The organism is Sphingomonas sp. Leaf17, from assembly GCF_001421505.1.
GTDB lineage: Bacteria > Pseudomonadota > Alphaproteobacteria > Sphingomonadales > Sphingomonadaceae > Sphingomonas.
The window spans coordinates 172,585-192,691 of sequence record NZ_LMKL01000001.1; the positions used below are offsets into that span (position 1 = coordinate 172,585).

At 67.5% G+C, this 20,107-nt stretch carries 20 protein-coding genes and 1 pseudogene; 6 read left to right on the forward strand and 15 right to left on the reverse strand.

What is annotated here, in order from left to right:
• Positions 1 to 3: 3 nt before the first annotated feature.
• From ASE75_RS00860 to ASE75_RS00890, 7 genes are all read right to left on the reverse strand, one after another.
• Positions 4 to 1,722, reverse strand: coding sequence for a peptidoglycan D,D-transpeptidase FtsI family protein (locus ASE75_RS00860; protein WP_055927454.1), 1,719 nt, complete (start codon positions 1,720 to 1,722; stop codon positions 4 to 6).
• Complete coding sequence (locus tag ASE75_RS00865) at positions 1,719 to 2,372, reverse strand: hypothetical protein (protein WP_055927458.1); 654 nt, start codon at positions 2,370 to 2,372, stop codon at positions 1,719 to 1,721. The genes ASE75_RS00860 and ASE75_RS00865 overlap by 4 nt, the downstream gene beginning before the upstream one ends.
• Positions 2,369 to 3,301, reverse strand: coding sequence for a 16S rRNA (cytosine(1402)-N(4))-methyltransferase RsmH (rsmH, locus tag ASE75_RS00870; RefSeq protein ID WP_055927460.1), 933 nt, complete (start codon positions 3,299 to 3,301; stop codon positions 2,369 to 2,371). Before rsmH ends, ASE75_RS00865 begins: the two co-directional genes overlap by 4 nt.
• Positions 3,298 to 3,798, reverse strand: coding sequence for a division/cell wall cluster transcriptional repressor MraZ (locus tag ASE75_RS00875; RefSeq protein ID WP_055929131.1), 501 nt, complete (start codon positions 3,796 to 3,798; stop codon positions 3,298 to 3,300). The genes rsmH and ASE75_RS00875 overlap by 4 nt, the downstream gene beginning before the upstream one ends.
• A 333-nt stretch (positions 3,799 to 4,131) precedes the next feature.
• Positions 4,132 to 5,625, reverse strand: a complete 1,494-nt coding sequence (locus tag ASE75_RS00880; RefSeq protein WP_235512454.1) for a S41 family peptidase — start codon at positions 5,623 to 5,625, stop codon at positions 4,132 to 4,134.
• A 95-nt stretch (positions 5,626 to 5,720) separates the two neighbouring features.
• Positions 5,721 to 6,017 (reverse strand): hypothetical protein, encoded by a 297-nt coding sequence (locus ASE75_RS00885; RefSeq protein ID WP_235512455.1) that lies wholly within the window; start codon positions 6,015 to 6,017, stop codon positions 5,721 to 5,723.
• Positions 6,018 to 6,066: 49 nt separating this feature from the next.
• Entirely contained in the window at positions 6,067 to 7,053 is a 987-nt protein-coding gene (locus ASE75_RS00890; RefSeq protein WP_055927465.1) for a cysteine synthase A, read from the reverse strand.
• A gap of 174 nt (positions 7,054 to 7,227) precedes the next feature.
• On the opposite strand from ASE75_RS00890, the gene ASE75_RS00895 reads away from it, so the two are divergent.
• The 3 genes from ASE75_RS00895 to aat all read left to right on the forward strand — a co-directional run bounded on the left by ASE75_RS00895 (position 7,228) and on the right by aat (position 9,238).
• A complete protein-coding gene (locus tag ASE75_RS00895) occupies positions 7,228 to 7,614 on the forward strand; it encodes a hypothetical protein (RefSeq protein ID WP_055927468.1) in 387 nt (128 codons plus the stop codon).
• A gap of 176 nt (positions 7,615 to 7,790) precedes the next feature.
• Positions 7,791 to 8,498, forward strand: coding sequence for a ParA family protein (locus tag ASE75_RS00900; protein WP_055927471.1), 708 nt, complete (start codon positions 7,791 to 7,793; stop codon positions 8,496 to 8,498).
• A 2-nt stretch (positions 8,499 to 8,500) separates the two neighbouring features.
• On the forward strand, positions 8,501 to 9,238 hold the full coding sequence (gene aat / locus ASE75_RS00905; protein WP_055927474.1) for a leucyl/phenylalanyl-tRNA--protein transferase: 738 nt from the start codon (positions 8,501 to 8,503) through the stop codon (positions 9,236 to 9,238).
• A gap of 35 nt (positions 9,239 to 9,273) precedes the next feature.
• On the opposite strand, the pseudogene ASE75_RS16090 reads toward aat, so the two are convergent.
• Both ASE75_RS16090 and ASE75_RS00915 read right to left on the reverse strand, forming a co-directional pair.
• Positions 9,274 to 9,717 (reverse strand): annotated as a pseudogene (locus tag ASE75_RS16090) (DUF2155 domain-containing protein); the annotation flags it as partial.
• Positions 9,714 to 10,106, reverse strand: a complete 393-nt coding sequence (locus ASE75_RS00915) for an NADH:ubiquinone oxidoreductase subunit NDUFA12 (RefSeq protein ID WP_055927480.1) — start codon at positions 10,104 to 10,106, stop codon at positions 9,714 to 9,716. The gene ASE75_RS00915 and the pseudogene ASE75_RS16090, both read right to left, overlap by 4 nt.
• A gap of 142 nt (positions 10,107 to 10,248) precedes the next feature.
• On the opposite strand from ASE75_RS00915, the gene ASE75_RS00920 reads away from it, so the two are divergent.
• Entirely contained in the window at positions 10,249 to 11,523 is a 1,275-nt protein-coding gene (locus tag ASE75_RS00920) for an SAM-dependent methyltransferase (RefSeq protein WP_055929137.1), read from the forward strand.
• Positions 11,524 to 11,571: 48 nt separating this feature from the next.
• Here ASE75_RS00920 and ASE75_RS00925 read toward each other — a convergent pair whose 3' ends face one another.
• The 3 genes from ASE75_RS00925 to ASE75_RS00935 all read right to left on the reverse strand — a co-directional run bounded on the left by ASE75_RS00925 (position 11,572) and on the right by ASE75_RS00935 (position 13,322).
• On the reverse strand, positions 11,572 to 12,069 hold the full coding sequence (locus ASE75_RS00925; RefSeq protein WP_055927483.1) for a DUF192 domain-containing protein: 498 nt from the start codon (positions 12,067 to 12,069) through the stop codon (positions 11,572 to 11,574).
• Positions 12,066 to 12,617: a cold-shock protein gene (locus tag ASE75_RS00930; protein ID WP_055927485.1), complete on the reverse strand. Its 552-nt coding sequence runs from the start codon at positions 12,615 to 12,617 to the stop codon at positions 12,066 to 12,068. Before ASE75_RS00930 ends, ASE75_RS00925 begins: the two co-directional genes overlap by 4 nt.
• Positions 12,618 to 12,764: 147 nt before the next feature.
• Positions 12,765 to 13,322, reverse strand: a complete 558-nt coding sequence (locus ASE75_RS00935; RefSeq protein ID WP_082463718.1) for a RecX family transcriptional regulator — start codon at positions 13,320 to 13,322, stop codon at positions 12,765 to 12,767.
• A 149-nt stretch (positions 13,323 to 13,471) separates the two neighbouring features.
• Here ASE75_RS00935 and ASE75_RS00940 point away from each other — a divergent pair, with 149 nt between their 5' ends.
• Together ASE75_RS00940 and ASE75_RS00945 are read left to right on the forward strand one after the other, a co-directional pair.
• A complete protein-coding gene (locus tag ASE75_RS00940) occupies positions 13,472 to 15,241 on the forward strand; it encodes a fatty acyl-AMP ligase (RefSeq protein ID WP_055927491.1) in 1,770 nt (589 codons plus the stop codon).
• Between the two features lie 82 nt (positions 15,242 to 15,323).
• Positions 15,324 to 17,681, forward strand: coding sequence for a putative bifunctional diguanylate cyclase/phosphodiesterase (locus tag ASE75_RS00945; protein WP_055927494.1), 2,358 nt, complete (start codon positions 15,324 to 15,326; stop codon positions 17,679 to 17,681).
• Positions 17,682 to 17,683: 2 nt separating this feature from the next.
• Here ASE75_RS00945 and ASE75_RS00950 read toward each other — a convergent pair whose 3' ends face one another.
• The 3 genes from ASE75_RS00950 to ASE75_RS00960 form a co-directional block, all read right to left on the reverse strand.
• Positions 17,684 to 18,136, reverse strand: a complete 453-nt coding sequence (locus tag ASE75_RS00950) for an MAPEG family protein (RefSeq protein WP_055927497.1) — start codon at positions 18,134 to 18,136, stop codon at positions 17,684 to 17,686.
• Between the two features lie 126 nt (positions 18,137 to 18,262).
• Positions 18,263 to 19,657: a dihydrolipoyl dehydrogenase gene (lpdA, locus tag ASE75_RS00955; protein ID WP_055927499.1), complete on the reverse strand. Its 1,395-nt coding sequence runs from the start codon at positions 19,655 to 19,657 to the stop codon at positions 18,263 to 18,265.
• A gap of 63 nt (positions 19,658 to 19,720) precedes the next feature.
• Entirely contained in the window at positions 19,721 to 20,101 is a 381-nt protein-coding gene (locus ASE75_RS00960; RefSeq protein ID WP_055929140.1) for an acyl-CoA thioesterase, read from the reverse strand.
• Positions 20,102 to 20,107 lie beyond the last annotated feature (6 nt).

The window sequence follows — 20,107 nt, forward strand, 5'->3', positions numbered from 1 at the left end:
GCCTCAATTGCCGGTTGCCGGCTTCACGCTCGGATCCTGCCACAATGTCGGCAGGATGTCCGATACGTCGATGTCCTGCCGTTCCTGCGGCACCACCCCCAGCATGGCACCGACCCGCGCGATCGTGCGACCGACGACCGGCGCGGTGTTCCAGGCGGCGGTCTTCCAGCCGAACGTCTCCTTGGTGCCCAGCGGTGAATCGAGCATGGCCAGCACCACATAACGCGGCGCGTCCATCGGAAACGCCGCCGCAAAGGTCGCCACGTTGCGCGACCGGTCATAGCCACCGGCCACCGCCGCCTCCGCCGTACCCGTCTTGCCGCCCACCCGGTAGCCCGGCGCGTCGCCCTTGCGCCCCGTGCCGCGCTGCACGATCAGGCGCAGCATCTGCCGCATCCGCGCGCTCGTCTGCTCGCTGATGACCCGCCGCCCCTTCGGCGCATGGCCGGGCGCGACCTTCAGCAGCGTCGCCGGACGCCAGATGCCACCGTTGACCAGCGCGGCATAGGCACTGGCCAGATGCAGCGGCGTCACCGCGATGCCGTGGCCATAGGCCGTCGTCATCGTGGTCGTGCGCGCCCAGTATTTCGGCCACAGCGGCCCGCCCTTCTCGCGCAGCTCGATGTCGGGCTTGGTGTCGAACCCCAGTTTCCTGAACATCGTCTGCATCCGCTGCGGCCCGACCTCGTCGGCGACGCGCGCGGTGGCGATGTTGGACGAATAGATCAGCGTTTCGGCCATGTTCAGCCAGCGCTTCGGATCGCCGCGTTCGTCATGGATCGTGTAGCCGCCGACCTGCAACGGGTGGGTGGCGTCGAACCGGCGCGCCATGGATGTCACGACGCCGGTATCCATCGCGGTCGCCATCGTGATCGGCTTGAACGTCGACCCCAGCTCGAACACGCTCTGGGTCGTGACGTTGCGCAGCTGTTCCGACCCCGCCATGCCGACCCGGTTCGGGTTGAACGTCGGCAGCGACACCATCGCGATCACTTCGCCGGTCGCCACGTCCAGCACGATCCCGCCGCCGCCACGCGCGGAGAACGTGTTCATCGCCCGGCCAAGCTCGCTTTCCATCGCCGCCTGCACCCGCGTGTCGATCGACAGCGCGACCGGCGCGCCGTTCAGCGCCGGGTTGGTCAGCCGGTCGTCGAGCACCCGCTCCATCCCGCTCATCCCGTGCCCGTCGGTCGACAGGAAGCCCAGCGCATGGGCGGCCAGCGATGATTGCGGGTACAGGCGCTGCGTCTCGCGGTCGAACACGATCGCCGGCTCGCCGATCGCATTGACCGCCTCGACCAGCGCGGGGCTGGCGCGCCGTTGCAGGTAGGCAAAATTGCGCCCCGACGTCAGCAGCCGATAAAAGGTCGGCTGATCGCCCCGATCGGGCATCAGCTCGGCCAGCTTCTGGGCGATGTCGGTCGGATCGCCGATCAGTTTCTTGGGGTGGACGGCGATCGTCCAGGCGTCGATCGTGCGCGCAAGCGGCGCGCCGTTGCGATCGACGATGTCGCCACGCGGCGGCACCGCCAGCACCGACGTCCGCGCCGCGCCGCCGGTGGTCATCACCGCCAGCATGCCCAGACGGCCGATCACCAGCATCACGCCCGCCGCGAACAACAGCATCAGCATCATCAGCCGCATATGCGCGGTCGCGAACAGCGCGTGGCGCTGGCCGTTGGTGCGTTTCGACTGGACCGGGCGGGCGACCGTCACTGTCACCGTTTGCGCGCCCGTTCGGTCCGCGCGCCGGTCAGGATATCACCGAAGGTCTGGTCGCTCAGCAGCTTGCGGTCGAGCATCGCCACCGCCTGTGGCCGGACCTTGGCCACCGCCGCGCTCCTTACGGCCGACGCGATGCGCACCAGCCGTGGCTTGGGCGCAGCCTCCGGCACCGCCTGGCTCACGGCAGCGACGCGAACTGCGGCGGGTGCGGGTGCAGACGCGGCCGACGTTGGCTTGGCCACCGCGACGGCAGCAACGGCGACAGGCGCGGTTACAACCGGCGCGACCGGCAACGCAGGCACCAGCAGCGCGGCCATCTGCGCGGCGCCACCCTCGCCCATGTTCGGCACGGCATGAAGGTCGATCGCGGCCAGTGCCGCCTCATCGGGCACGAACTGCGACGCGGTCGGCGACGACAGCGCCAGGATGTCGCCGTTCCACTTTTCCAGCTGGGCAAGGTTCGCCCGCGTGTCGAATTCGGTTTCCAGCGCGCGGATATCGCGCTCGGCATCGCGGATGCGGCCGTTCAGCGCCTCGACCTTCTTGCGCTCCGACGCGACCTGCAACGACACCAGGTAGAAGCCAAGGATGATCGCGACGCAGCTGCCGAACCAGCCAAGCCCCTTCATCCGATACGCCGCCGTCATATGCCGAATCCCTCTGTCCAGGCCGGTGCGGCCGTTCGCCGCGCCGTCCGCAATGTCGCCGAGCGCGCGCGCGGGTTGCGCGCCAGCTCATCGTCGCCCGCCTTCACGCCGCGACCCACGCGCTCGAAGCTCGGGGCAGGACCATCGACGATCATCGGCGCGTGCCGCGACCCTGTCGGAGCCGACCCGCTGCGATCGCGCAGGAAGCGTTTGACCATCCGATCCTCCAGGCTGTGGAACGTGACCACCACCAGGCGACCGCCCGGTTTCAGCGCACGCTCGGCCGCGAGCAGTCCCGCCGCCAGCTCGTCCAGCTCGCGGTTCACATGGATGCGGATCGCCTGAAAGCTGCGCGTCGACGGATCCTTCTTGTCGTGCGGCTTGTACCCCAGCGCGCGGCGGACGACGTGCGCCAATTCGGCGGTGCGCGTGATCGGCCGGGCCGCGACGATCGCGCGCGCGACCCGGCGCGACTTCTTCTCGTCGCCATACTGGTACAGCACGTTGGCGATCGCCTCCTCGTCCGCCTCGTTGACGAAGTCGGCGGCGCTCATGCCGACCTGCGCCATCCGCATGTCGAGCGGACCGTCCGACTGGAAGGAAAAGCCACGGTCCGCCTGGTCGAGCTGCATCGACGACACGCCGATATCCATGACGACCCCGTCGACCGGCCCGTCCAGCGCCGATTCCAGCCCCGAAAAATCCGCATGAACCAGCCGCAGCCGATCCTCCGCCGCCTCCAGCGCGCGTCCGGCCGCGATCGCATCGGGATCGCGATCGAACGCGATGACGGTTGCGCCCGCCGCCAGCATCGCCCGCGTATAGCCGCCCGCGCCGAACGTCGCGTCGACATGCGTCTCGTCCGGGCCGATCGACAGCGCGACCAGCACCTCGTCCAGCAGGACCGGGATGTGCGGAGCCTCGCTCACAGCGAAATCCCCTTTTCGGCGCAGTGGAACCGCGCGGCGGACTTCATCATGTCGGGGGCGTCTTCGGTGTCGATCAGCGTCTTGGGATCCCAGATCTCGATATAGTCGAACACGCCCCAGAAGAAGGCGTGCGCGCCGATGCCGGCATGAAAGCGCGGGAAGCCCGGCATGATGAAGCGCCCCGAACCGTCGAACGGCACGGCCTCGCCGTTCGCGCCGCGCCGCTTGATGTTGTAATCATACTCGCCGTCGTCGGCGGTGTGCCCCGCCTCGCGCATGTCGAGCCGGCTTTTCAGAACCGCGACGAAACCCGGATCATAGGCGACCAGGCACCGGTTGCGCTGGTGGACACCGATGATGACGGTACCGCCATCCTTGCCGTCGGCGCGCGGCGCGTTCTGGGCGAGAGTAGCGCGAAGGCTTGCGGGAATCGCGACCCGACCCTTGTCATCGACAAGCCCGAGGCCACTGCCCTGATATTCGCCCCTTTCCGCCACGCCGACCTCGCACAAGGCGCACACGACTTCGCTGTCCGAACCACGGCGAAACCCGCGATCCGGTGGCCTTTTCCAAAGCTGCAGCGAGCCTGCCCCGTTCTTAACGTAGAGTTATCAGGGGCACCCTGGGGATGCAACGGGTGATTTGGGGATTTCACGGGATATCAGGGCGCTTGCCCGCGTTTCGGCAGCGCGCATGGCAATCGTGCAACATCCGTCATCAGATACGTCGCGCCTGTCCCTTTTTCCTCTTATTACAACAGCATGGGGAGCATTTCTCCAGCATAATCGCAAGCCGACCGACCCTCATGGCAGGCTGGCCCGCCGCCACCATCAGAACAGACCGGGCACATCGCGCTGCGCCGGCGCGCGCCGCGTGGGGATCAGCAACGTCCGCTCGTCACCAAGCCCGGCGTTGGCCGATTGCGCGGCGTTGCGGCCGCCCTGCGCCTGCCCGGAAACCGAAGCGCTGATCGGGGTGCAGCTTCGCCCGGCCAGGAAATCGAGCGCGGCGCGGGTCGACGCCTCCTGCGGATTGCCCATCGGATAGCTGATATCGTCGTCGGCGCGGCAACTGGCCTCCACCGTCCCCGCCAGCCCGGTGTAATAAGCCCCCTGTCGCGCGCTGTTCTGCGTCGCCAGCGCGACCACCCGCAACCGGTCGTCACACGCCGCCTTGTCCAGACCGATCTGCCCCACCGGCTTGCCGTAGGTATTCGTGCCGATCAACGCGGCCCGTCCGTGCAGATACGGGATGAACGAATTGATGACGAGTTCGCTTGCCGAGGCCGTCCCGCCGGTGCCGATAAACGCGATCCGGTTGGGCACGACCGACTGCGGCTGCGGCATGAAATAGCGTGTCTCGTTGAACTCCGATTTTTCCGGGCGGAACGTCGTGTAACTCAGCACGTCGGCGGTCGAGCGGTTCCCGCCCAGCAGATCGCTCATCAATTCGGCGATCTGGATCAGGCCGCCGCCATTGTAGCGGAAATCAACGATGAAATCGCTGATCCCCTGCGCCTTGAACGTCGCGAACGCCGCGCGCAGCGCCGGGTCGGCGGTCGAAATGAAGGTTCGCAAGTTGAGGTAGCCGACCCGGCGTCCGCCATCGTTGATGACCTGCGTACCATAGCGGCTCGACACCGGCGTCAGCGCGAAGTCGCTCTTGGCGACGCTGACCGTCCGCGTACCGCCGGCGTCGGCGATTCGCAGGAACCGGGTCGTGCCGACGGTGTCGGGGCCAAGCGCATCGGACACGCCGGACAATCCGCTGGCCGCCGCGATATCGCCGACCGTCCGCAGGTTGCTGCTGCTCGTGCCGATCGCCAGGATTTCGGTGCCCCGATCGATCCCCGCCGCCAGCGCCGGTCCGTTCTCGAACGCCTCGATCACGAACAGGCGACGCTGCGTCGAATCGGTGCCCAGACGGACGCCAAGCCCCGCACTCGACCCCGACTCGTAATAGGCGTTTTCCTCGGCGATCGACGTCAGATAGGTGAAATAGCGGTCGCGGCTCTGGCTGCGCGCTGTCGCGGTCATCGCATCAATATAGTCGTCGACCGTGGAATAGGCGCCGGGATCAAGGCTAGCGGGCAGGGTTTCGGGAAACAGATACCATTCCCGCAACTGCGCCGCGGCCCAGTCCTGACGCTCGCGCAGCGAGCATCCGGCCACCGCGACCGGCGTCGGCGTGGGGGTCGGTGCCGGCGTCGTGACGACCGGAACATTGCCCGTACCGCCGGCACTCGACGAATCGCCGCCACCGCAACCCGCGATCATCGCGGCCAGCCCCGTCATCGCCCCAAGCCGCCGAATATTCATGGACATCGCCTCTCCTGTTACGGACAGGTCTAGGCGGACGCGATGCCCCTGTCAGTCCCAATAATATCGACAGTCTTTCAGCGGATTACGGCGCATCCGGATCAGGGAACGGCGGGCGTCGCCGGCGTCGCGCTGTTGGCCGTCACGCTGGTCGCGCCCGGCGAGACGCCCAGGTCGACAAGCGGCTCGTTGGTGGCGGCAACACCGGTGTCGTTCGCCACGATCAGATTGGCGACGACATCGGCCTTGGGCGCACCCACGGCCGTCACCGCGCCGTCCTGCCGCACGGCGGAGAAGATGGCGCTGGCCAGACCGATCAGCAGGATGACAGCGGCAAGGCCGATCATCCCGACCTTCACCCGTTGCTTCGTCTGCGCGATATCATGTGCGTTCGGCATCATCGTACCGCACCCTGATAACGGATCACCGCGCACTTGTCGAACAGGGTCAGGCTCCCGCCTCCCCGACGGCCAGCCCCTTCGCCGCCAGCCATTCGGGGTTGTACAGCGTCGACAGATAGCGAAAGCCGCTGTCGCACAGGATCGTGGCGACCCGCGCGCCCGGTCCCAGATGCCGGCCAAGCCGTACCGCCCCGGCGACGTTGATCCCCGACGACAGGCCCAGGCACAGCCCCTCCTCGGACAGCAGGCGGCGGACCCAGGTCATGCCCTCGGCATCGCCGATGCGGAACTGCGTGTCGATCGGCGCACCTTCCAGATTGGCGGTGATCCGGCCCTGCCCGATCCCTTCCGCCACCGACGAGCCTTCCGATTTCAGTTCGCCATGCGCGTAATAGGCATATAGCGCCGCGCCGTGCGGGTCGCTGAGGGCGATGCAGACCGCCTCGTCCCTGGCCTTCAACCCCAGCCCGACGCCGGCGATCGTGCCGCCCGTTCCGGCCGCGCAGGTGAACCCGTCGATCCGGCCGTCCATCTGCGCCCAGATCTCCTCGGCGGTGCCGGCGATGTGCGCGCGACGATTGGCGATATTGTCGAACTGGTTGGCCCAGACCGCGTTTTCGGTTTCCTCCGCGATCCGACGCGAGGTGTGCACGAAGTGGCACGGGTTGGAATAGGGCGCGGCGGGCACGAGCACCAGTTCGGCCCCCAGCGCGCGCAGCGTGTCCATCTTCTCGCGGCTCTGCGTCTCGGGCATAACGATGATCGTCCGGTATCCCTTGGCGTTGGCGACCAGCGCCAGGCCGATGCCGGTGTTGCCCGCCGTCCCCTCGACGATTGTCCCGCCGGGCTTCAGCGCGCCACGCGCCTCGGCATCCTCGACGATGAACAGCGCCGCCCGGTCCTTCACCGACCCGCCCGGATTGGCATATTCGCATTTGCCGAAAATGTCGCAGCCGGCGGCCTCGCTCGGCCCCTTCAATCGGACGAGCGGCGTGTTGCCGATGAGGGCCAGGGTATCAGGAACAATATGCATGGATACCAGATGGGCCGGATCGCCGCCGCCGACAAGGCAAGCGATGCTTGGCAACGCCCAAGCACGGCTGAGTCGCTGGGCGCTGCCGCATCGTCGCGCCCACCCGTCGGGCCATCACCCCTTCCGTCAGACGCCTTGACCTGTGTTGCTGCATGCGCGAGATGTCGCGCCGCTATGAAAAGCCCCATCCTCCCCGCCATCGCCGTCGCGTCGCTGTTCGCGCTGGCCGCCTGCAACCCCAAGCCGACGACCGAAGTCGTCGACGCCAACCCCGATCCCATGGCCAACACGCTGGCCAACGCCGCGCCGATCGCGCTGCCGCCCGCGATCGAGGCCGAAAAGTCGATGCGCTGCAAGGACAACAGCCTTGTCTTCGTGACCTTCTTCCAGGGTGCAAAGCAGGTCGTGGTCCGCACCGAGAAGGACGGCACCCCGACCACCCTGACCGGCGAGACCGAGGGTGGCGAACTGACCGCGCCCGGCGGCTGGGCCTTCAAGGGCAACACGTCGAACATCACCCTGACCCAGCCGGGCAAGCCCGCGCTGACCTGCAAGGCCTGATCGCCGCCCACGCCGGCATGACCTGAATCTGCTGCCCGGGCAGGGGTTCAGGTCCCGTCGGCGTCCTGCCTGATAACCCGGCACCCCACACCCCGTCGGACGAACGCCCGACGAAAGTCGCGGCGCGACCCGCTTTGCCCATTGCGGCCGATGGTCGCGATAGGCATTTTGCCTGCATGAAAACAGTCGCGATCTACAGCCTGAAGGGCGGCGTCGGAAAGACGACGCTGTCGGTCAATCTCGCCTGGTGCGCGACCAGCCTCAGCGCGCGGCGAACCTTGCTGTGGGATCTCGACCCGCAGGCGGCGGCCAGTTTCATCCTGTCGGCCGACGCCCCGCGCGACCGCGCCCAAGCCGCGTTCGCCAAGGATGTCAGCCCCGCCCGCCTTGCGCAGCCGACCGCGTGGCCGCGCCTCGACCTGATCGCCGCCGACGCCTCGCTGCGCGGTCTCGATCAGTTGCTGCACGAACTCGACAAGAAGAAGCGGCTGCACAAATTGCTGTCGGGCCTGTCGGGCTATGACCGCGTCGTCCTCGACTGCCCGCCCGGGCTGACCGAAACCGCCGAACAGGTCATGCGCGCAGCCGACCTGATCGTCATCCCCGTCGTCCCCTCGCCGCTGGCCCAGCGCGCTTATGCCGAGGTTGAACGGCATCTCGGTGGTCGCACCCCGTTGATGCCGGTCCATTCGATGGTCGACCGCCGCCGCCGGCTGCACGCCGATGCGGTGGCCGCCCAGCCCGACTGGCCGATCATCCCGATGGCCAGCGTGATCGAGACGATCGCCGAACACCGCGCGCCGATCGGGGCGATTGCGCCGAAATCCGCCGCGGCCACCGCCTTTGCCGACCTGTGGCGCAGCATCGAGGCACGGCTCGCCTGACGATGAAGCCGCTCGACCCGCACATCGTGCTCGGTGCCTATTCCGTCGGCGTGTTCCCGATGGCCGACGCGCGCGATGCGCCCGACATCTACTGGGTCGAACCACGCCAGCGCGCGATCCTGCCGCTCGACGGCTTCCGCCTGTCGCGCTCGCTGAAAAAGACGATCGCGGCCGACCGTTTCCGCGTCACCGCCGATACCGCCTTCCACGACATCATGCTCCTGTGCGCCGAATCCGCACCCGACCGGCGCGAAACCTGGATCAACGCGGCAATCGAGCGGGTTTTCCTGACCCTGCACGCCATGGGTCGCGCCCATTCGATCGAGTGCTGGGACGGCGACCGGCTCGTCGGCGGCCTCTACGGCCTGTCGCTGGGGCGGGCGTTCTTCGGCGAAAGCATGGTCAGCCGCGCGACCGATGCGTCAAAGGTCGCGCTGGCCTGGCTTGTCGCCCGGCTGCGGGTCGGCGGCTATGATCTGCTCGATTGCCAGTTCCAGACCGATCATCTCGCCTCGCTCGGCGCGATCGAGATCCCGCGCGCGCGTTATGTGGCGTTGCTGGCCGCCGCGCTTGCCGGGACCGATGGCGCGCCGTCGTCGGCAGGAGCAGCCTCCTCCGCGTCCGGTGATTTCCGCGCGCTCGACCGCCTGGCCGCCGGGGCCGCGCCGTCGCCGGCGGATACGGTGTCCGGTCCCTTGTCGGGGAAGGCCATCGCACAGCTCTTGGTCCACACGTCGTAGACCGGGTGCTGGACGACGTTCAGGCCGGGGCGCTCCTTGTAGAGCCAGCCGGAGAATGCGCCGCGCCACTTGCGGTCCGCCGCCTTCACGTACAGCTGCACGAACGCACCGGTGAGCTGCTCCTGTTCCCAGGGGGCGGTCTGTTCGCAGGCGCGCAGCTTGATGACGACATCGCCCAGCCGGGTCGCCTGGCCGGGCTTCAGCGTCACGTCGCGGGCGACACCATTGCGCTTGTTCAGCAGGCCGACGACAGCGACACGCTGCGCCATCGGCGTCGATCCGGTGTCGACCGCCGCCTGCGCACCGGTATCCACCGTCTCGACCGCATCCGGGCCGGCGGGCGCGTCGGGAATTTCGACCGAAACGGGGGTTCGCTGCGGCACGGCCATGTCCTGCCGGGTCAGCGCGGTATAGCCGAACCAGCCGCCTGCCCCCACGCCCGCCACCAGAACGCCCGCGGCGAGCAGCCGCCGGTTCATCCCTCTGGCGTCCAGGCTTCGTAATCGCCGGTCGCGGCGGGACGCTTGCCGCCCTTTTCCATCGCGCCTTGCGGACGATAGGCCAGCGGCGTGCCGGTCATATTGGCAACCGCCGGCTTCTGCCAGCCGCGCACCGGCGGCAGCACGTCGTCAGGCGCGCCGTCGATCTGGTGATGCAGCCAGCTGAACCATTCGGGCGGCACCCGGCTGGCGTCAGTCGATCCGTTATAGATCACCCAGCGTCGCGGGTTGCCCGCGGTGTCGCGGCCGCCCTCGTAATATACGTTGCCAAGCGAATCGGTGCCGACCTTCGCCTTGCCGCGAAGCCCGAATTTGGTGCCGAGAGTGGCGCCGTTCCACCAGGTGAAGGTCGATGCGAGAAAGCCCATGCCCGCCGCTTACCGCGCACGCGATGCGAGGGCAACCGTGGGTATGCCCGTTGGCGGCGCACAGGCATGGAAATCGGCCGGCCGAATCCGCTGGCATCGGCCCTGCCGCACTGCCATCCTGTATCGTCACAAGGGGATCGCCATGGCGCAGATCGAACGCGCGCGCGCCTTGATCGCGCATATTGCCGAGCATCTCCGCGCGGATCTGTCCGTCGAATTGTGGAACGGCGACGTCCTGCCGCTCGGGCCGGGCGCACGGGCGGACATCCGCATCCGGATCGCCTCGCCCGCCGCGATCGGCCGCCTCGTCCGCTCGCCTCGCCTGACGACCCTGGTCGAGGTATATCTGGCGGGCGACCTGGACATCGTCGGCGCGAGTCCGCTCGACGCCCTTGGCCGCTGGGATCACCTGAATGCCGTCCACCTGAAACGCAACGTCGACCGCCGGATCGTCCTGCGCAATGCGCTGCCGTTCCTTGCGGCGCGCGCGCCGGCGGACGCCGGGTTGCGCTTTACCGACCGGGTCCGCCGGCTGGCCGGCCGTGGCCGCGACGACCAGTCGATGATCCAGTTCCATTATGACGTGTCAAACGCCTTCTATGCGCTGTTCCTTGGGCAGGACATGCAATATTCGGCCGCGGTGTTCGCAAACGACGCGGACGACCTGGATGCTGCCCAGCAACGCAAGCTGGCGCTGATCTGCGCCAAACTGCGCCTGAGGCCCGGCATGCGGTTGCTGGATATCGGCTGTGGCTGGGGTGGCCTGGCGGCCTATGCGGCGGACCATCACGGGGTGACGGTCCACGGCGTCACGTTAAGTGCCGCGCAACTCGCGGAGGCAAGGAGGCGCACGGCACGGTTCGGCGACCGGGTTACCCTCGAATTGCGCGATTACCGCACGCTGGACGCCAGCGAAGCCTATGACGCGATCGCGCAGATCGGCATGTTTGAACATGTCGGCATCGACAATCACGACATTTTCTTTGCCCAGATGGCCAGGCTGCTGGTGCCCGGCGGCCTGTATCTGCATCAGGCAACGACCCGCCGCGCCACCCGCGACCTGACCCGGTTTCGTCGCCAGTCCGCCTATATGAAGGTCATCAACCGCTGGATCTTCCCCGGCGGCGAACTGGACTATCTCGGGATGACCGCCACCAATCTGGAGCGGTGGGGATTCGAGGTGCGCGATGTCGAGACGATGCGCGAACACTATCACCTGACGCTGAAGGCATGGAGCGAACGCCTGTATGCGCGCCGCGACGAGGCTGCCGCCGAAGCCGGCCTGACCCGCACCCGCCTGTGGCTGCTGTATTTCGCGCTGTCGGCGACCGGTTTCTGGCGCGGCGTCCTCTGCGACTTTCAGACGCTGGCACAAAAGAAGATCACGGGCCGGTCGGGACTGCCGCCACTGCGCTGACCCGATCGGCCATCCGCCCGCCGTGATCGCTTCGACCAACCGGTCCTTTTACTTTCCCGGCCCGCCGGTCCAGCGGACGCGGTCACCCTCGGCGATCCCCAGTTCGCTCGTACGACCGCCGACCAGTTCCAGCACGGCCCCGACCGGTTCGCCCGACGGAATGGGGCTTTCCGAAAACGGCACGGTGTTCTCGGCGATATGCGCGATCGTGCCGTCGGCGCGGATATAGACGATGTCGAGCGGCGTCGGCGTGTTCTTCATCCAGAAGCTGGCCTCGCGCGGCGCGCCCCCCTCTGGCGGATAGGGCCAGAACAACATGCCGCCGTCGGGCTTCAGGTCGGTACGATACATCAGGCCGCGCGCCTGCTCCTCGGTGGTCTTGGCGGTTTCGACCGTGAAGACATGCGACTTGCCCGCGCTCTCGATCGTCACGGGTATCGTCGCGGCCGCGGCCTGCGCCGCGTTGGCACCGGCATCGCTCGCGGCACAGCCCGGCAACGCGGCCATAGGGGCCAGAACCAGCAGCATCGCCATCATCGTCTTCATGCGTCACCCTCTTCGACACTGACCGCCAACGGCCCCTTGCGGCCATCGACGATCCGCGCCTGCAACGGCTGATCGGGTTCGACACCCATCAGGCCCGCGCGGCGCAATGTCTCCATATGCACGAACACATCGGCCCCGTCACGGTCGCGGACCATGAAGCCATAGCCCTTCAGCCGGTTGAACCATTTGACGGTCACGCCCTCATACGGTCCCGCCTCGTCGATCAGCGCGACCGGATCGACCCGGTCTGGCTCCCGCGGCCGCGGCGGTGGCGGCTCGATCGCATTGGTCATGTCGATCGTCAGGATCTCGCGCGCCTGATAGCCCCGGTCGCGACGAATGGTCACCATGTCGACCCGCGCGCCTTCGGGCAGGCTGCGGCGGCCATGCGCCTGCAACACGGAAAAATGGATCAGCACGTCGCCATAAGCGGCATCGTCGGCGACCGCGAAACCGAATCCGCGGGTCACGTCGAACCATTTCATGATTCCGCCGACGCGACCGTCCCCGACGTCCAAGGCCGGCGTGTCGGCGTCGCGTACTTCCATCCTGTCATCCCGTTGCGCGTCGCTACGCATGGTATACCCCCGTGGCCTTGCTACCATAGACCGTCGGCATCGCAATGCAGCAAACGTCGATGACCTACGGCAATTGTACTATATTGCGCCAGCCGCCGGATCGTGATGGCGTGCCGTTCAGGCGTCCGCCCCGTCGCAGAACACGTCCGGATCGAAATCCACGTCCGGCTCCATCGCGGCGATGCGGCGGGCCAGTGCAAAGCCGTGCCCGGCCCGCAGCATCGCCGCGATCTGCTTTTCACGGGCAGGACGATCGACCACCGTGTTGCCATACGGCCCGATCCGCTTGCGCCGCGCGAAGGTCAACGCGGCCCTGCACGACCGCGCATCCACGTCGGGGGTCAGCGCGGCGATATCTGCACCGTCGATGCCCGACGCGCGAAACTCGTCGGCCACCCGGCGCGCGCCAAGGCCACGCCGTGCCATCGCCGCCGCCCGCGCCTCGGCGAACGCCCGGTCGTCGATATAGCCAAGGCCGGCCATCCGCTCGCCGATCGCCACCGGGTCGGCCGGCTCCCCGTCCCAGCCGCGCTCGCGGATCTTGCGGCGCAGATATTCGACCAGCCGCCCCCGCGTCGTCGCGAAACGTTCGACATAGCGCAGCGCCATCCGCTCCAGCGCTGGCGCATCGAGCGGTGGGGGCGGCGTACGCGGCTGGCGACGATCGTGGGGCATCCGCCTTGTTTGTGCCACACTGGCGTAGGATTTTGAACGACCGTGCCGACGATATGTCGAAACGGGATGGATCGCAGGCGGCTTCGCGTGCGAGATAATCGGGATAGCGTGCGCCCCGCACGCCTGGGACGACAAGGTAAGACCACGGCATGACGACCGCGATCGCAGACTCTTCCATCACCCCGTCGGCCGTCGATCCGACGCGTCCGACGCCGACGACGGACAGCCTGCCACGCCGATTCGCCGATTTCGCCACGCTGGGCGAGGCGCTGGATTATGCCGCGACCGGTTCACGCGGACTTAATTTCCATGACGCCCGCGGCACGCTGACCCGTCCCTATCCGTTTTCGGAATTGCGCGACGACGCCCGCGCCATGGCCTGTCGCCTGATCGCCGCCGGCGTGGCACCGGAAGACCGCATCGCGCTGGTCGCCGAAACCGGGCCGGAGTTCGCCGCGCTGTTCTTCGGCGTCGTCTATGCCGGCGCGTGGCCGGTGCCATTGCCGCTGCCGACCTCGTTCGGTGGTCGGGAATCCTATATCGAGCAGTTGCGCGTACAGCTGTCGAGCTGCGACCCGACCATGCTCATCTACCCGAACGAACTCGCGCAGATGGCCGGCGATGCCGCGACGCTGGCGGGTGTGCAGGGCATCGACTGGTCCGAATTCGCCACCCGCGAAGCAGGAGAGGTCGCGCTTCCCACCGCCGACGCCGATTCGATCGCCTATCTTCAGTACAGCAGCGGCTCGACGCGCTTCCCGCACGGCGTCGCGATCACCCACGCCGCCCTGCTCAACAATCTGGCCGCGCACAGCCACGGGATGGAGGTGCGCGACAGCGATCGCTGCGTCTCCTGGCTACCCTGGTATCACGACATGGGGCTGGTCGGCTGCTTCCTCTCGCCGGTCGCCAATCAGGTTTCGACCGATTACCTGAAGACCGAGGATTTCGCCCGTCGCCCGCTCGCCTGGCTCGACCTCATCAGCCGTAACGAGGGTACGACGCTCAGCTATTCGCCGACCTTCGGCTACGACATCTGCGCCCGCCGCATGTCGTCGCAGACCCGCGCCTCGGACCGGTTCGATCTTGCCCGCTGGCGCGTGGCGGGCAACGGCGCGGACATGATCCGTCCCGACGTGATGCAGGCGTTCGTCGACGCCTTCGCCGATGCCGGGTTCCAGGCATCCGCCTTCCTGCCCAGCTACGGTCTGGCCGAGGCCACGCTGGCGGTGTCGATCATGCCCCCGGGCGAGGGGATCCGCGTCGAGCTGGTCGAGGAAACCCAGCTGTCCGGCGGCAGCGCCGATGGTGGGCGCCCGCAACGCTACCGCGCGATCGTCAACTGCGGCAAGCCGGTGCGCGACATGGTCGTCGAAATCCGCGAGGAGGACGGAACCCCACTGCCCGAGCGCGCGATCGGCAAGGTCTGGTGCCGTGGCACGTCGGTCATGGTCGGCTATTTCCGCGACGATCCCGCCACCGCCGCCTGTATGGTCGATGGCTGGCTCGACACCGGTGACATGGGCTATATGTCGGACGGTTACCTCTACATCGTCGGCCGCGCCAAGGACATGATCATCGTCAACGGCCGCAACCACTGGCCGCAGGACATTGAATGGGCGGTCGAACAGCTGCCCGGGTTCAAGGCCGGTGACATTGCCGCCTTCGCGATCACGACGCCCGGCGGCGAGGAAACCCCGGCGGTACTGGTCCAGTGCCGCAGCTCGGACGAAAGCGAGCGTACCCGTCTGCGCGACGAGATTCGCGAGCGCGTCCGGTCGGTCACCGGCATGAACTGCGTGATCGAACTGATCCCGCCGCGCACTCTGCCCCGCACTAGCTCGGGCAAGCTCAGCCGCGCCAAGGCCCGCAACCTGTATCTCAGCGGCGACATCAAACCCTATGACATTGCCGCCTGACCTCTACGGGAACCGGTTTTTCTTCGATACCGACCCGGTGATGGCAACACTCCGCTAACCAGCGCCGCCGTACCGTTGCAGGGTGTCAAGAACCCAAACGCCTCTGCCCGGCCCGATCACGGTCGATACCCGTTCCCTGATCGGCCTGCGAGAAGGCGCGAACCCGGCCGAATGGGGCCGGATCCGCGCGACCCAGCTGGAGGCGGGGCGTCAGCTCGCCCTGCTCTGGATGGCGGCCAACCTGGTCGCCGGCGCGATCACGATCTCGGTCTTCGCGCCGATCGCCCCGGCGCTCCATCTGGCCGGCTGGGGTACGCTCCTGACCGTCATCGCGGTCACCGTCGCCATGCGCCGGCTGTCGGTCCGTCCGGTCGAGGGTGCGGTCGCCTCGCTGCGCGACATCCGCGATACCGCATTGGAGGGGATTGCGCTGGCCGCCGTCTGGTCGATCCCGCCGCTGTTCTTCGCCATCGGGGGCAGCACACCCGCCTATGCCCTGTTGATGATCCTGTCGGTCCTGATGGCCGCCGCCGCCTTCGCGATGGCACCGCTGGTGCTGGCTTCACTCGTCTTCCTGGCCGTCGTCGGCCTGTCGCTGGCCTTGGCGCTGGCGATCGGCACCGCCTGGACCGCCGCCGCCGCGACGCTGTTCCTGACCGGCCTGCTGATGACCACCTGTTTCGCCCGCGCCCGCGCGCTGGTGGCGATCCGGGCGGCGGAACTGGCGTTGGCCGAACGCGACGGGACCGTCAGCCTCCTGCTGCGCGAGTTCGAGGATCACGCCGCGCACTGGCTGTGGGAAACCGACGCGGCCCGGCGGATCGTCCGGCCGTCGGCCCGCTTCGCCAGCGCCTGCGGCCGTGAGGCCACCGACATCGACGGGACGCCCCTGCTGCAACTACTCGCCGGACCCGACTGGGACAGCGGCGACGTCGCCCCCGCCCTGCGCACGCTCGCCAACCGGTTGAAGGCGCGTGAAAGTTTCCGCGACCTGCGCCTGCCGGTGCAGGTCGACGGCGCGGAACGATGGTGGGACATCGCCGCCAGCCCGCGCTTTGACGAACGCGGCGCGTATCTCGGGTTTCGCGGTGTCGGTTCCGATGTGACCGAACAGCGCGCGTCTGCCGACAAGATCAACCGGATGGCCCGGTTCGACATGCTGACCGGCCTGCCCAACCGCCTGCTGGTCAACGAAAAACTGGCGCAGGCGATGGCCGAGGCGGATCGCTGGGGCGGCCGGTGCGCGTTCCTGATGATCGACCTGGACCGGTTCAAGGCGGTCAACGACACCCTTGGCCACCCGGTCGGCGACCGGCTGCTGAGCCGCGTCTCGGAGCGGCTGAGCCAGTTGATGGGCACCACCGCGACCTGCGGCCGCCTGGGCGGTGACGAATTCGCGGTCGTCATTGGCGACGTGCGCGATCTGGATGCCGCCGAACGGGTCGCCCATGCGATCATCGAAACGTTGTCGCGGCCCTATGAACTCGACCAGCACACGCTGCACATCGGGGCCAGCGTCGGCCTTGCCATCGGCCCGCGCGACGGGCGCACCGCCGAAACGCTGATCCGATCGGCAGACCTGGCGCTCTACCGATCGAAGGACAAGGGCGGCGGCGTCTTCCACGCTTACGAGCCGCAACTGCATGCGGAGGCGGAGGAACGCCGGATCCTGGAAATGGCGCTGCGCAAGGCGCTGGAGCACGGCGAGATGCACCTTGCCTACCAGCCGGTCGTCGACGCCGGCACCGGGTCGCCCACCGGGTTCGAGGCGCTGTTGCGCTGGACCCACCCCGATCTCGGCGTGGTGCCCCCGTCCCGGTTCATCCCGTTGGCCGAGGAAGCGCGGATCATCGCGCCGATCGGCGAATGGGTTCTGCGTACCGCCTGTACCGAGGCCGCCGGCTGGCCATCCGAGGCGCGGATCGCGGTCAACGTGTCGGCCGATCAGTTGCACAGCCCGGGCTTCGTTGCGGTCGTCGCCTCCGCGCTCGCCAGCAGCGGCCTGTCGCCCGAGCGACTCGAACTGGAGGTCACCGAAAGCGTGTTCATGCGCGAGGAGACGGGTGCGACCCGCGCGCTCGAACGAATCCTCGACATGGGCGTTCGCCTGAGCCTCGACGATTTCGGCACCGGCTTTTCGTCGCTCGGCTACCTCTCGCGCACCCGGTTTTCCTCGATCAAGATCGACCGCAGCTTCGTGCAGGAGGCCGCCGCCGGCGGACGCGAGGCCACCGCGATCATCCGCGCGGTCGTCGCACTCGCCGACAGCCTCGGCATGGCGACCACGGCGGAAGGCGTAGAGACCGATATCGAACACCGGATGGTCCAGACGCTGGGCTGCACCAAGGTTCAGGGCTATTACTTCAGCCGGCCGCTAACCGTGGCGGATGCCCGCGCCCTGATCGACCAGCACTGGCGCGGTGCCGCCGATGCGGCGTAACGCTATCCGGCGAGCGCACGATAGGCGTGCGCCGCCGCCAGCATGTCCATGAAAAATCCGATCCACATCGCGGCCAGCACGGCGTTCGACACCAGATACAGCCGGAAGCGCGTTGGCACGGCGAGCCTCCGTACATGCGCATGACTGTGCAGGATCCGCGTCAGCACATAGATCCACGCCAGCAGCGCCTGCGCCACGCCGGCCTGCCCGGTAAACAGCAGCAGCGGGACCAGCACGAAGTACAGCACCGGCATCTCGAACATGTTGGCGAGATTGTTGGCCGGCAGATCGACCGACGCGAAATAGGCGCGGGCCGTCGTTCCATCGGTGAAATCGGACGCACTCGGCGGCGTCGCCTTCATATGCCCCAGCCGCGCCCGCACCATCAGGCCGAACATAACGAAGGCCAGCCCGACCAGCAGGAAGGTCGGCCATATTATGTTGAGCAGGATCATCGTGCGTCACTCCCCGGATGTCGCAAGGATCATGGAGGTACGATCGCCGCGCGCGGCCCGCCGCATGGGCACCTTCACGATACCGCACCACTGGAACGCCCCCGGCCTCAGCCAGGGGCGATCCCATCACATATGGATCGTGCGGCCATACGCGCCGAGCACGCTTTCGTGCATCATTTCCGACAGCGTCGGATGCGCGAACACCGTTTCCATCAGCTCGGCTTCGGTCGTCTCCAGCTGGCGGGCGATGACATAGCCCTGGATCAGCTCGGTCACTTCCGCGCCGACCATGTGCGCGCCCAGCAGTTCGCCGGTCTTGGCGTCGAACACCGTCTTCACAAAGCCCTCGGCCTCGCCCAGCGCGATCGCCTTGCCGTTGCCGATAAAGGGGAACTTGCCGACCTTCAGCGTATAGCCCGCTTCCTTTGCCTTCGCCTCGGTCATGCCGACGCTCGCCACCTGCGGGCGGCTGTAGGTGCAGCCCGGGATGTTGCCCTTGTCCATCTGGTGCGGTGTGCCGCCCGCGATCTTTTCGACCGCGATGATGCCCTCATGGCTCGCCTTGTGCGCCAGCCACGGCGCGCCGGTCACGTCGCCGATCGCCCAGATGCCGTCGACATTGGTCTGGCCGTAACCGTTGGTCTTGATGTGACCACGATCGGTTTCGACGCCCAGCGCCTCCAGCCCGATATTCTCGGTATTCGGCACGATGCCGATCGCGACGATCGCGTGGCTGAACTCGTGGGTCGTGACCGTGCCGTCCTTCCCCTTGATCGACGCCTTGACGCCGCCGACGCCGGATTCCAGCTTTTCCAGACCCGTACCGGTCATCAGCGTGATGCCCTGCTTGGTCAGCGCCTTGTCCATGAACGCGCTGACTTCCTCGTCCTCGACCGGCAGGATGCGCGGCAGCATCTCGACGATCGTCACGTCGGCACCCATGTCGTTGTAGAAGCTGGCGAACTCGACGCCGATCGCGCCCGACCCGATGACCAGCAGCTTGGTCGGCATCTCGGTCGGCACCATCGCGTGGCGATAGGTCCAGATCCGCGTGCCGTCGGCCTTGGCGAACGGCAGGTCGCGCGCGCGCGCGCCGGTCGCGACGATGATGTTCTTGGCTTCCAGGTCGACGGTCTTGTCCGCCTGCTTGACGCTCAGCTTGCCTTTTGCCGTGATCGTGCCGACGCCCTCGAACACCGTCACCTTGTTCTTCTTCATCAGACCCTTGACGCCGGCGTTCAGCTGGCCCGCCACCTTGCGGCTGCGGTCGACGATCTTGGCAAGGTCGAAGCCCGGCTTCTCGCAGCTGAGACCGTAGGAATCGGCATGCGTCATGTAATGATAGATTTCCGACGTCCGCAGCAGCGCCTTGGTCGGGATGCACCCCCAGTTGAGACAGATGCCGCCCAGCCGCTCGCGCTCGACGATCGCGACCTTCAGGCCAAGCTGGCTCGCGCGGATCGCCGCGACATAGCCGCCGGGGCCGGAACCGAGGATGATGAGGTCGAAAGTATCAGCCATGAAAAGCTCCGCAAACCAATGGGATATCACGCACGCCACCCCGCCGGGGCAGCGGCGCGTCGTTCAGATCTCTACCGGCGGCACCCGGCGCGGCTGGCGATCCTCGCCGATCGCGACGAAGGTGAACTTGGCCTCCGTCACCTTGTAGCTGCGATCGTCATGCCGCGCGCGCCGCCAGCTTTCGACGTCGATCGTCATCGACGTGCGCCCGACCTTGGTCAGCCGGGCATAGACCGACACTTCGTCGCCGACCACGACCGGCCGGTGAAAGGTCATGCCCTCCACCGCGATCGTCACCGCCCGGCCATGGCTGTGGCGCGACGCGACCGACCCGGCGGCCGAATCCATCATGCTCATCAGCCACCCGCCAAAGATGTCGCCATAAGGGTTGGTATCCGCCGGCATCGCGATCACGCGAACCGCCGGCAGGCCCTCTGGCGGCATTTCGTC

Excerpts from the sequence above, each read along its gene's own strand:
- ASE75_RS00865 (WP_055927458.1), bottom strand. The coding sequence starts at position 2,372 with ATGACGGCGGCGTATCGGATGAAGGGGCTTGGCTGGTTCGGCAGCTGC.
- ASE75_RS00880 (WP_235512454.1), bottom strand. The coding sequence starts at position 5,625 with ATGTCCATGAATATTCGGCGGCTTGGGGCGATGACGGGGCTGGCCGCG.
- ASE75_RS00885 (WP_235512455.1), bottom strand. The coding sequence starts at position 6,017 with ATGCCGAACGCACATGATATCGCGCAGACGAAGCAACGGGTGAAGGTC.
- ASE75_RS00890 (WP_055927465.1), bottom strand. The coding sequence starts at position 7,053 with ATGCATATTGTTCCTGATACCCTGGCCCTCATCGGCAACACGCCGCTC.
- ASE75_RS00895 (WP_055927468.1), top strand. The coding sequence starts at position 7,228 with ATGAAAAGCCCCATCCTCCCCGCCATCGCCGTCGCGTCGCTGTTCGCG.
- ASE75_RS00900 (WP_055927471.1), top strand. The coding sequence starts at position 7,791 with ATGAAAACAGTCGCGATCTACAGCCTGAAGGGCGGCGTCGGAAAGACG.
- aat (WP_055927474.1), top strand. The coding sequence starts at position 8,501 with ATGAAGCCGCTCGACCCGCACATCGTGCTCGGTGCCTATTCCGTCGGC.
- ASE75_RS00915 (WP_055927480.1), bottom strand. The coding sequence starts at position 10,106 with ATGGGCTTTCTCGCATCGACCTTCACCTGGTGGAACGGCGCCACTCTC.
- ASE75_RS00920 (WP_055929137.1), top strand. The coding sequence starts at position 10,249 with ATGGCGCAGATCGAACGCGCGCGCGCCTTGATCGCGCATATTGCCGAG.
- ASE75_RS00925 (WP_055927483.1), bottom strand. The coding sequence starts at position 12,069 with ATGAAGACGATGATGGCGATGCTGCTGGTTCTGGCCCCTATGGCCGCG.
- ASE75_RS00930 (WP_055927485.1), bottom strand. The coding sequence starts at position 12,617 with ATGGAAGTACGCGACGCCGACACGCCGGCCTTGGACGTCGGGGACGGT.
- ASE75_RS00935 (WP_082463718.1), bottom strand. The coding sequence starts at position 13,322 with ATGCCCCACGATCGTCGCCAGCCGCGTACGCCGCCCCCACCGCTCGAT.
- ASE75_RS00940 (WP_055927491.1), top strand. The coding sequence starts at position 13,472 with ATGACGACCGCGATCGCAGACTCTTCCATCACCCCGTCGGCCGTCGAT.
- ASE75_RS00950 (WP_055927497.1), bottom strand. The coding sequence starts at position 18,136 with ATGATCCTGCTCAACATAATATGGCCGACCTTCCTGCTGGTCGGGCTG.
- lpdA (WP_055927499.1), bottom strand. The coding sequence starts at position 19,657 with ATGGCTGATACTTTCGACCTCATCATCCTCGGTTCCGGCCCCGGCGGC.
- ASE75_RS00960 (WP_055929140.1), bottom strand. The coding sequence starts at position 20,101 with ATGCCGCCAGAGGGCCTGCCGGCGGTTCGCGTGATCGCGATGCCGGCG.